We start from the raw sequence: 8,987 nt of genomic DNA, 5'->3' as shown, positions 1-8,987 counted from the left end.
TGAATCGCCGCTCTTCTCAGATAAGATGGCATCTTAGGGAAATGACGGTCAAACAGAAATCTGGCATGATTCTTTTTTGTCTCATGTACCAGATGTTCCGCTTCATTAAAGCGTTTTTGTGGATTTCTGATTTCTGAAAGTTCTTCCCAGGTCTCTGCATACACCGGAATCAGATAGGAAACTGCCTTCCGAAAAATATCCAGCGTAGAGCGGAGCGGTATATTCTTTTTTTTAATTTCTACTCCATAGCTGGATACAATCTGCATAAAATTTCCTACTTTCTTTTTTCCTTCTCTTTTTGTCCCTCAATGTATGCCACTACCTGATCCCTGCTTCGGTCACTTACGGTGACTGCACAATACGATGGATTCCACAAATGTCCTCCCCACAGCTCCTGTTTTAATTCCGGATGCGAAAGAAACAACTGACGTGCCAGATTCCCCTTCATAATCTTTATCATGTCTGATATAAAAAATTGTGGTTTGCAATCCAGAAGTAAATGAATATAATCTGGCATAACCTCCATCGCCAGAATCTTAAATTTGTATTCCTCCGCAAGCCCATACAACATTTTTTTACATTCTGCGTCTATCCCATTTTTCAGGACCTGTTTTCGATATTTCGTGCACCAGACAAGATGATATTGCAAAGAATACACATATCCTCTACCATATGAAAGTGTATTTCTCTTAATAGTAAATATATCTTTTTCTATGTTTATATTATACCATATGCCTCCGCATTTAGCAAACACTAGTTCTGTATCTTGATAAAAAATTTGGCACACCTAACTCATCACTACTACAATATACTTATGGGTAATCCCCTTACATCCAGTAAGGATTTATCCTCACTCGGTGCTGGTTTGAAAACCTCCGTAAAGAATGAATTTGACATTGTTTACGGAGGTTTTTGTTTTATCCCTTCGCTTTCACTTTATCAAACTCTGGGTTAAACGTATAGAAATTACGACTGCTCAGGTGATCCTGTACATTTCTTAAAGCTTCACCAAACCGCTGAAAATGTACAATCTCCCGCTCGCGCAGAAAACGGATCGGATCGCATACTTCTGGATCTTTGACCACGCGGAGAATATTGTCGTAGGTTGTGCGGGCTTTCTGCTCTGCTGCCATATCCTCATATAAATCCGTGATCGCATCGCCCTTCGACTGGAACTCGCACGCATTGAACGGGATTCCGCCTGCTGCCTGCGGCCAGATTGCCGTGGTGTGGTCGATATAGTATGGTCCGAACCCGGATGACTCGATCTGTGCCGGAGTAAGGTTGCGCGTGAGCTGCTGGACAATGGCGGCAATCATCTCCATATGGGCTAGTTCCTCGGTTCCGATGTCGGTCAGAAGTCCTTTCTGCATCTTATAAGGCATCGTATACCGCTGGGACAGGTAGCGCATAGAGGCTCCGATTTCGCCGTCAGGACCGCCGTACTGGCTCATTATATATTGCGCGATCTTCGGATTCGGCGTCTTGATATTGACTGGATATTGTAATCTTTTTTCATATCTCCACATACGCTACACCTCCCCTTCCCACGGCCAGCGCTCTGTAAGCCAGGACCATGTGCATGCATCGTCCGCATCCTCGATCGTGAGCGGTCCAAACGATGCCTCATACGCTTTAACAGCTTCTTTCCGAAGTGCCACCACATACCGGTAATAATTCAGCGCATTCCTGTCATCCGGGTGGGTGTCCAGATAGAGAATCACATCATCCATTGCAAAGCTGGCATCATCAATCCGTTTCATCAATTTTCTGGCAGTCTCATTCATCAGCAGGCACCTCCCATCATAAACGGCAGATCCAGATCCGGAAAAATAGTTCCCCGCCTGAATGCGGTTTCCAGCGCATACGGCTGCTGCCAGGACTGAATCGGTACATATCCCATGCCGACCGGATAATTTCCGCCTCCCAGAAATGTCTGCGGCGGCCTGTTTCCTCCTGTCTGCGGATACGGGCGGGCAGGTCGGATTTCTGGCCCCTGCGGGCAAAATGCCCCATTTTCCGAAACAGGATGCACCGAACCAGCACAAGGTATTTCCGGCGGGCAGGTTGGCGGTGCGGTATTTATGCAGCGATTGCCAGAAATGCCTGCCACCGGGCATGACATAAGAGGCATTCCCGAACGGCAGGCATTTTTCCGGCTGGAGTTATCCTGATAACCATTCATATTTCATTCTCCTACAAAAGCAGTTATACTTTATCTTATGCAGGAAATATATAAATGCGATCGCCGCTGAAAAACAGAGCGATCATTATGTACTATTTTTTACAAAGGTAACTGATAACATCTTTTCTGGTAATAATACCGATAAAATTTTTCTGATCATCCAGCACCGGCACGAAATTCTGGTTCATGATCTTTCCCAGAAGATCTTCCATATCCGCATTGACAAGTACCGGCTGATTATCCGAACGGCGTGGAATCTCAGTGATCCGCACTTTTTCTAGTCCTTTCTGCACCAGATCTGTCTTATTTTTGAGTCCCCACAGCAGGTCGCCCTCGGTTAATGTTCCTGCGTAACGCCCTGCCTTCGTGATGATCGGCACCGCAGAATACTTGTACTTTTCCATCGTATCCATTGCCTGCCCAACCGTGTCCTCCTCATTCACATAAATGACTTCACTTTTCGGTGTCAGAAAAAATAATATATTCATGGTTTACCTGTTCTCCTTTCATCTTTCCCCATACGTCCCCCATACGTATCTGTAGATTTTGTATATTTTCGTTCAAATCTGCCTTCGTTCTTCTTGATTATACCAAATCCGTCCAAAAAAGATATAAAGAAATCCTTATTTTTCCATCAAATTTTTCTGTAATCGGTACTGTTCATACCCGTGACCAGTAACTATATTCCGCTCCTAATAACCCATCTCCTCATCCACAAACACAACCTCTACTTCCATCCCATTGCTCGGACGCTCCAGGATCACGATCGAATGGCAAATCCGTGCCGGGCTGTTGCAGTCTACGCAGACGCCCGTTTTCGCACACGGGGTCTGGACCTGCAGACGGGCTGCGTTCTTCGGTGCTGCGATCTGTTTTGCACGTTCCATCGCAGATGTCAAATCCGGACAGACCTTATTGGTTCCAATGACAAAATATACTTTTTCCGGTCCGAATAAGGTCTGCGACACGCGGTTTCCGGTTCCATCGATATTGACCAGTTCTCCGGTTTTGGAAACACCATTGGCGCTGGTTATGTACACCTCGGCACTTCTCGCTTCCATAAGCGTCTCGCGCCCTGCCTTTTTCCAGTGCCAGATCACCTCATTTTTCTCGGAAAGTGCTTCATAAAGTCCCATCTCCTGTGCCGTCACGCTTCCGCCTATCGCAACTTTTTTCCCGGAAATCTGATCTTTCAGATAGTCCAACGCAGCCTCCTTTGTATCAAAGAAACTTGTTTTAAATCCGTGACGTTCAAAATTATTCTTCAACAATTCCTGTTCCATCTTTGTCCTCCTTATTAAATCGTTCAATTTATAGTAACTTTTATTTATAACCTACATTGACAGCCTTTGATCTTTGAAAATATTCGTACTTTACCTATAGTATATCAAATATTGGCAGAAAAACAAGGCAGAGCAAATTAGCTGCCCGCCTTGCTTCAAGTCAAGTTACTGTTCACGCACGCGTGCCCAGTAACGGAATTTGCCGTGGCTTCGCATTCAAATACGGCAAATTCCTGCTACCACCACGTTTTCTTACGGCACTTTCGGTTCCAAAAGTGCCTACCCGTAAACAGTATCAAGTCAACAAAATTCCCTGTCTTCATGTTTTCATACAGCAGCTTTCTGTTTCAAAACCACCTGTCACAAAACACAAACTTATCCCTTCATTTCCAATTTCTGCCACAGCCAGAACCAGACTGCAAGGCGCATCATAAACAGCATTTCAGCCTGTCATTCCAGATAATCCAGCGCATCCACCGGTTCTCCGTCGTGCATCAGCTCGAAATATACGTTATTTCCCTCAATCGAATAGTATTTGGTCGGCTCTGCCACATATCCGAGTATCGTATCTTTTGCCACATACTGCTTCTGCGCCACCTGAACGTCTTTGAGCTGTCCACAGACCGCCGTGTAGCCGCTTCCCAGATCCAGCACAACATAATTGCCGATCTCCTCATTAGAACCGACTTCGGTTACCTGCGCCTCGGCGGGTGCGGCGACCGGCTCACTCACATCGCCCTGGATAATGAGCGCCGGATTGCATTTGTATTGATCGAGCGTCGGAAAATAGATGGTCGAATCCATGCTGTAATCGAGAATTACATTGCCCTGGACCGGCCAGCTTAAGCGATCGGTTCCATTGTAGGAAAGTGCGCGTGCGGCAGCTGCTCCGGCTCCCAGACTGCTCTCTTTTTCCTCCTCCATCGGCTTCTGATCGGCTTCATCCCGGTTATTGACCGAATACGAGGCATCCGAACTTCCTGCCACCTGTGCGCGTGTTTCCGCCTGTCCGTCGTTTTCTTCTAAACGGTTCTGCGGCATCTCTTCCGCCAGGATTCCCTCCGTCTGCGGCACATCCAGATACGGATTTCTTCCATCCTGCGCATTATCTTTTCGAATTTTTACGGTTCCTGCTGCGGCTACGATTGTCAGCAGACCAAGCACTGTCATTACCAGAACAAGTTTGTCCCTGAATAACTGTCTTACTTTATTTTTCACGTTTATCACCTCGGTATTAGTCTTGCCGAAGTGAATCGTTTTATTCAGAAACGATTTGAATATTTTTAAAATAATGCTTTAAAATTTCTTCCGCGCTGCTCCCATTCTCCGCCATGAGTCCCGCCCCGTACTGCGACAACCCGTAACCATGCCCGCGCCCATAAGTAACACAGCGGATTTCGTCCCCGTCTTCCTCGAGGGAAAAAGCTGGCGACGGCACGCCTAACGCATAGCGCACCGCGTCCCCGCTGTATGTCTCCGCCCCAATCTGCACGGTTTCCACATAACCGGCGCTGTCCCGTTTCACGATCTGAATCTCCTCCAGAATCCGATCTTCTTCCAGATTTTCCAGATCCGGGTGTTCTCCCAATGCATTCAGTCCTTCTTCCAGACGTTTTTTCAGTTCTTCCCGTGTCATGCCCTGCCGCGTCAGGTAGCCACCAGCGCCCTCATCCTCCTTTGCCGCAACCGATGCCAGATACGGATGCGCTTCATCCCCTTCGCGCGTCCGCCCCGCGCTCACTGCATGAAACAGCGGCTCAATATAATCCCCATCCCAGATCGCCGTCTGTCCTGCGCTCTCCCGCACTGCCCCACAGATCGTCTGGTAATATTCCGGCATTCCAGCCGCCTCAAACTTGCTCTCGATCTGCTCCGGCTCCAGATAATCCATATCTAGCGCCGATTCCTCGATCGAATCTGCCCCGTCCATCTCCCGGTACAGCGCTGTCCGCGCCAGAATTGCCTGTGCCTTGACTGCCTCCTTCGGATAGCCGTCCGGAATCTGCACTGCAGTCAGACCGATCAGATATTCTTCCAGCGGGACAGCATATCCGGTTCCGTTGTTGCGGCCGCCATCCTCCCGATCCAGAAGGATGTGCCGATCATCCGTCTGACTTCCCCCTCCAGATGTTCTATCTGAATTTCCTCCGATTTTTCCTCCATCCGCCCCCTGCACACGCCCGGAAACTGCCAGTGTTGTGATATATGGGATCAAAAAAGCCGCCAGTACGGCGGCAGTTCTCTTCTTCATTTCGGTTCTCCTGTTTTGACTGTTCCAGTACGGTTTCACACATTTTCTGTTTTGCCATACCAGTAAACTTATAGTTTCAATGCCTTACAAACCTGCTTCTTTTCTCTGCCTTCCTTATCTTATGACAGGCACTCAAAAAATATCACTAGTCTACGCTCCGGCTTCTCCTCCGCCGCCCTTTGCAGTCTCTTCCAGTTTCCCCTCTATCATTCTTTTACTCCCCCAGCGTCACACCATCCAGCAGCCAGCGGAACCATCCCTTTTTCTTCATCACCACAGTTCCATGAAAGTCCATCGTCTTCTCCGGTGCCAGCACCTCATCGCCTTTTTCCAGGCAGAAACGCACCGAAACCGTGTAGTCATACGTCCGCGCCTTCTTCTCCCGCCCCGTCTCGCTCAGCTGACAGTTCGTCACATACACGCGTTCCACCGGTGCGGAAAACTGCGATAATAAAAGGACATACGGAAGCCCCGTCTGCTCCAGCGCCTCGCATCCAGCCTCGGTTGCCGTCTTTCCATACTCTTTCGCGTAGATCGCCGTAAGACCGTCCTGATACACCTCATCCAGATCAAACGCCCGGTTCGCCGTATAAAGCGAATAGATTTCCTTTTTCGCCTGCTGATAGGCGCTGTTTTTATAAGAAGCAAACAAAAACAGCGAAATGATAAAAAAGAGGGAAGCACCCACAAGAGGAACCGAAAATCCTTGTGTCCCCGGTCTTTTTCTGTATCCTCTCATAGTGTGTCCTCCCTCTTTTTACTCCTTTTACAGTGCCTTTACATCATCGTCGTCCACATGGATCTTCTCCAGATGCCAGATGTCGCGCACATACTCCTCGATGGTACGGTCAGAGGAGAATTTACCAGCGCTTGCTGTGTTGAGCATGGCTGCTCTCGCCCACCAGTTCTCGTCACGGTAAGCTGCCTCGACGCGTTTCTGTGCTTCCGCATAGGAACGGAAATCTTTCAGGATGAAGTAGGTATCTGCCTTGGCACTGTTCTTTGTATTTAACAGAGAATTGTAAATATCGCGGAACAGCTCCGGATCCTGCGGTGAATAGTAGCCGTTGATGAGCTGCATCAGCACGCGGCGGATATCCTGGTCGGTGTTGAAGATCTCCTCCGGGTTGTAACCGCCGTTGTTCTCATAATTGATAACCTCGTCAGCGCTCAGACCGAAGATAAATGCGTTCTCCTTGCCTACCTCCTCGACGATCTCCACGTTCGCACCATCCATCGTGCCCAGCGTCAGCGCACCGTTCAGCATGAACTTCATGTTGCCGGTACCGGACGCCTCCTTGCTGGCGGTGGAAATCTGCTCGCTGACATCCGCTGCCGCAAAAATCAATTCTGCGTTGGAAACGCGGTAATCTTCGATAAACACAACTTTCAGCTTACCATTGATGGATTTATCATTGTTGATAACATCTGCTACGGAGTTAATCAGTTTGATCGTCTTCTTGGCAATCTGGTAACCTGCCGCTGCTTTCGCACCAAAGATAAAGGTTCTCGGAACCATATCCATGTTTGGATTGTCTTTGAGCTGGTTATACAGGTACATTACATGAAGGATATTTAAAAGCTGTCTCTTGTACTCATGGAGACGTTTTACCTGTACATCGAAAATGGAACGCGGATCAATGTCGATGCCGTTGTGCTCCTTGATGTATTTTGCCAGGCGCAGTTTATTCTGGTACTTGATGTTCATAAATTCCTGCTGGAATTTCGGATCATCGACGTATACTTTTAATTTTGCCAGGTGCGGAAGATCGGTAATCCACTCGTCGCCAATCTGCTCCGTGATCCAGTCTGCCAGAAGCGGGTTGCCATGCAGCAGGAAACGACGCTGGGTGATACCGTTTGTCTTATTGTTAAATTTCTCCGGCATCATCTCGTAGAAATCTTTCAGCTCCTGATTTTTCAGAATCTCGGTGTGAAGTTTTGCCACACCGTTGACGGAATATCCGGCTACGATCGCCAGATGCGCCATTTTGACCTGACCGTCAAAGATGATCGCCATCTTTTTAACTTTCTCATAGTTATCCGGGTACTTATTCTGTACCTCGATCAGGAAACGGCGGTTGATCTCTTCCACAATCTGGTATACACGCGGAAGCAGGCGGGAGAACAGCTCGATCGGCCATTTTTCCAGCGCCTCTGCCATGATAGTGTGGTTGGTGTATGCACAACATTTTGTTGTGATACCCCACGCCTCATCCCAGTTTAAGCCTTCCTGATCCAAGAGCAGGCGCATCAGCTCAGCAACTGCCACGGTCGGATGCGTATCGTTCATCTGGAATACGATCTTCTCCGGCAGTTTGTGAATATCATCGTTTGTCTCTTTGAATTTCTTCAGAGCAACCTGTAAGCTGGCAGAAATGAAGAAATACTGCTGTTTAAGACGCAGCTCTTTACCCGCATAGTGGTTGTCGTTCGGATAAAGGACCTCAACCAGGTTCTTCGCCAGATTCTCCTGCTCGACCGCCTTCTGGTAATCACCCTTGTCAAATGCAGAAAGGCTGAACGTGTCGATCGGCTGTGCATCCCAAATACGCAGGGTGTTGACTACGTTGTTGCCGTAGCCGACAATCGGCATATCATACGGAACTGCCAGAACAGACTGATAACCTTCCTGTACAAAATGGTTGCGCTCACCGTCCCACTCGGTCTTGACATAACCGCCAAATTTAACCTCGGTCGCATACTCCGGGCGGCGAAGCTCGAACGGATAACCGTTTTTCAGCCACTCATCCGGCACCTCCATCTGGTAGCCGTCTTTAATTTTCTGCTTGAACATACCGTAATGGTAACGGATGCCGCAGCCGTAAGCCGGATAACCAAGAGTTGCCAGGGAATCCAGAAAACATGCTGCCAGACGCCCCAAACCGCCGTTTCCAAGTGCCGGATCCGGCTCCTGATCCTCAATCGCATTGAGGTCAAAACCCAGCTCTTCCAGTGCTTCCTTCACTGCTTTTTTCGCACCCAGGTTGATGATATTGTTACCAAGCGCACGTCCCATCAGAAACTCCATAGAAAGGTAATATACCTTCTTTGCGCCTGTCTCGTCAAACTGCTTCTGAGTTGCAATCCAGTCGTCGATAATCACATCCTTGATCGCATAGGACACAGCCTGGAATATCTGCTGCGGTGTCGCCTCGTCGATCGTTCTGCGGTACTGGTTCTTTACATTTTCGATAATACTCTTTTTAAACTCTTCTTTGCTGATCTCGCGCATCCTGTCCTCCTAATATTCGTAGTATCACGGTTT

10 protein-coding genes and 1 pseudogene are annotated in these 8,987 nt (G+C 48.2%); all 11 read right to left on the bottom strand.

Translation table 11 applies throughout. The features are described from left to right. A pseudogene (locus tag DXD12_RS15440) lies at positions 1–266 on the bottom strand (IS200/IS605 family accessory protein TnpB-related protein); the annotation flags it as partial. 8 nt (positions 267–274) lie between these two features. Then, a complete protein-coding gene (gene tnpA, locus DXD12_RS14410; RefSeq protein WP_182457099.1) occupies positions 275–703 on the bottom strand; it encodes an IS200/IS605 family transposase in 429 nt (142 codons plus the stop codon). 214 nt (positions 704–917) lie between these two features. Further along, entirely contained in the window at positions 918–1,529 is a 612-nt protein-coding gene (locus DXD12_RS14405; RefSeq protein WP_117795208.1) for a manganese catalase family protein, read from the bottom strand. Between the two features lie 3 nt (positions 1,530–1,532). Beyond that, a complete protein-coding gene (locus DXD12_RS14400) occupies positions 1,533–1,787 on the bottom strand; it encodes a spore coat protein CotJB (RefSeq protein ID WP_022360123.1) in 255 nt (84 codons plus the stop codon). Continuing rightward, positions 1,787–2,185 carry a spore coat associated protein CotJA gene (locus DXD12_RS14395; RefSeq protein WP_243099926.1) on the bottom strand — a complete coding sequence of 133 codons (399 nt, stop codon included), beginning with the start codon at positions 2,183–2,185 and terminating at the stop codon, positions 1,787–1,789. Before DXD12_RS14395 ends, DXD12_RS14400 begins: the two co-directional genes overlap by 1 nt. A 92-nt stretch (positions 2,186–2,277) precedes the next feature. Beyond that, positions 2,278–2,673 (bottom strand): CBS domain-containing protein, encoded by a 396-nt coding sequence (locus DXD12_RS14390; protein WP_022360124.1) that lies wholly within the window; start codon positions 2,671–2,673, stop codon positions 2,278–2,280. A gap of 204 nt (positions 2,674–2,877) precedes the next feature. After that, entirely contained in the window at positions 2,878–3,468 is a 591-nt protein-coding gene (locus DXD12_RS14385) for a lactate utilization protein (protein ID WP_118638578.1), read from the bottom strand. A gap of 450 nt (positions 3,469–3,918) precedes the next feature. Next, a complete protein-coding gene (locus DXD12_RS14380; RefSeq protein WP_106999706.1) occupies positions 3,919–4,686 on the bottom strand; it encodes a M23 family metallopeptidase in 768 nt (255 codons plus the stop codon). 40 nt (positions 4,687–4,726) lie between these two features. After that, positions 4,727–5,719 carry a SpoIID/LytB domain-containing protein gene (locus tag DXD12_RS14375; RefSeq protein ID WP_117795201.1) on the bottom strand — a complete coding sequence of 331 codons (993 nt, stop codon included), beginning with the start codon at positions 5,717–5,719 and terminating at the stop codon, positions 4,727–4,729. Positions 5,720–5,933: 214 nt separating this feature from the next. Next, entirely contained in the window at positions 5,934–6,458 is a 525-nt protein-coding gene (locus DXD12_RS14370) for a hypothetical protein (protein ID WP_118472915.1), read from the bottom strand. A 27-nt stretch (positions 6,459–6,485) separates the two neighbouring features. Next, positions 6,486–8,954: a glycogen/starch/alpha-glucan phosphorylase gene (locus tag DXD12_RS14365; protein ID WP_118638577.1), complete on the bottom strand. Its 2,469-nt coding sequence runs from the start codon at positions 8,952–8,954 to the stop codon at positions 6,486–6,488. Positions 8,955–8,987: the final 33 nt, after the last annotated feature.

It is taken from the genome of Clostridium sp. TF11-13AC (assembly GCF_003481065.1).
GTDB lineage: Bacteria > Bacillota > Clostridia > Lachnospirales > Lachnospiraceae > Otoolea > Otoolea fessa.
The sequence above is the reverse complement of the archived record's forward strand: the minus strand, read 5'-3'. Positions and strand labels throughout refer to the sequence as shown.